Here is a 1683-nt window from a genome sequence, read left to right on the forward strand (position 1 = left end):
CCCGCCGCCACGTCCGCGGGAACAATCGGGTTCGTGAAGAACGAGCCGGTGGAATATGTGTCCCGGTCCGCCGCATCCCACACCATGCCTTTGGAGCTGCGCAGCCGCAGCACTTCGCGGCGGACATCGTTGGCATAGGCCCGCTGGCCCTGCTCCACGCCCAGCGACCGTGCCAGTTCGGCGTAGCGGATGGGAGCACTCATCCGGCCCAGCGGAAGCTGGAACTCCACGGTGAGCACCACGTAGCGGGGTGATCCGTTGACGGTGGTCTGCTTGAGGATGGAATCCCGGTACCCGAACTTCAGCTCAGAGTTGGTGAAGGTCTGCACGGCGTTCCGTGTCCGGTCCCAGGTGCGCACGGCGGCGATGGTCTGGGAGACTTCGGAACCGTAGGCACCGACGTTCTGGACGGGCGTGGCTCCGGTCAGGCCCGGGATTCCGGCCAGCGCCTCGATGCCGGACCAGGCGTGCAGGACCGCATGTTCCACGAGCGCATCCCAGTTGTGCCCTGCCTGCACCACCACGGCAACTCCGCCGCAGGAGTCCTCCGCGTTGACAGTGAACCCCTCCGAGGCGATTTTGACCACGGTTCCGGGGAACCCGTCGTCGGAAATCAGCAGGTTGGACCCGCCGCCGATGATCAGTACCGGCTCGCCCGCTGCGTCGGCGGAGCGGACGGCGTCGATGATTTCCGCCTCGGTCCGGGCCTCGATGAACGTGCCGGCAGGGCCTCCGACGGCGGACGTGGTCAGGTGGGAGAGCAGTGTTTGGGTCACCGTTCCAGCTTAACGCAGTGGCGTCTGCGGAACTTTGCGGGCCACCGGCGACAGCAGGAAACTGACCGCCAGCATCACCATCACGGACAGCAGGGAGTGCAGGATGCCCACGTGTTCCGCCAGCAGGCCCAGCAGCGGCGGTCCGCACAGGAACGCCCCGTACCCGATGGTGGAGACCACGGAGACCCGGGCCGCTGCTTTGGCGGGCTCGTCCGCCGCGGCCGACATCCCCACCGGGAAACCCAGGGAGGCGCCCAGTCCCCAGACGGCCAGGGCCACGTACGCGAGCCAGGGCACCGGGGCAAACACAAACAGGCCAAGCCCGAACACGGCCAGCGCCGCACACCAGCGCATCACCGGAACCCGGCCGAAGCGGTCCAGCACCAGCGTCCCGGCGAACCGGCCAATGGTCATGAAGGTCACGAACAGCCCATAGCCGGCGGCTCCGGCGGCGTCCGACTGGCCATGCCCGTCCGCCAGGGCCAGCGCTACCCAGTCGCCGGCAGCCCCCTCTGCGAGGGCAAGTCCCAGCACCATCACCCCGAGCAGGAGCGTGCGCCGGTCCCGCCAGGCTTCGGCGATCTTGCGTTTGTTGTCCAGCGGGACGGGCGGAACATCGGAGCCTTCCAGCGGCCGGGATCCCGGGGTGATGATGGCGATGGGGCCCGTGGACGGATCCTCAAAGTTGTCCGGAACGTAGGTGCGTTCGCCGGCCACCGGGGTGATATCGGCGCGGAACCATGCTGCCGCCGTCGTCACCGACACTGCAACCACGGCGCCCGCCGCCGCGAGGTGCCAGAACACCGGAAGGGATGCTGCCGCCGCCCACGCGCCCAGCCCGGCGCCTGCCACGGTGCCCAGGCTGAAGGCTCCGTGGAGGCGCGGCATGATGTGCCGGCCCACGGCC

Annotated in this window: 1 protein-coding gene and 1 pseudogene; both read right to left on the reverse strand. The window is 69.0% G+C overall.

Features of this window, described 5'->3' with window-relative positions:
• Positions 1-776, reverse strand: a pseudogene (locus DBR22_RS18530) (UDP-N-acetylmuramate dehydrogenase); the annotation flags it as partial.
• Between the two features lie 9 nt (positions 777-785).
• Positions 786-1683 (reverse strand): MFS transporter (locus DBR22_RS18535; protein WP_108600219.1); only part of this gene is annotated, 898 nt, incomplete at its 5' end.

Source organism: Arthrobacter sp. HMWF013 (genome assembly GCF_003061105.1).
GTDB lineage: Bacteria > Actinomycetota > Actinomycetes > Actinomycetales > Micrococcaceae > Arthrobacter.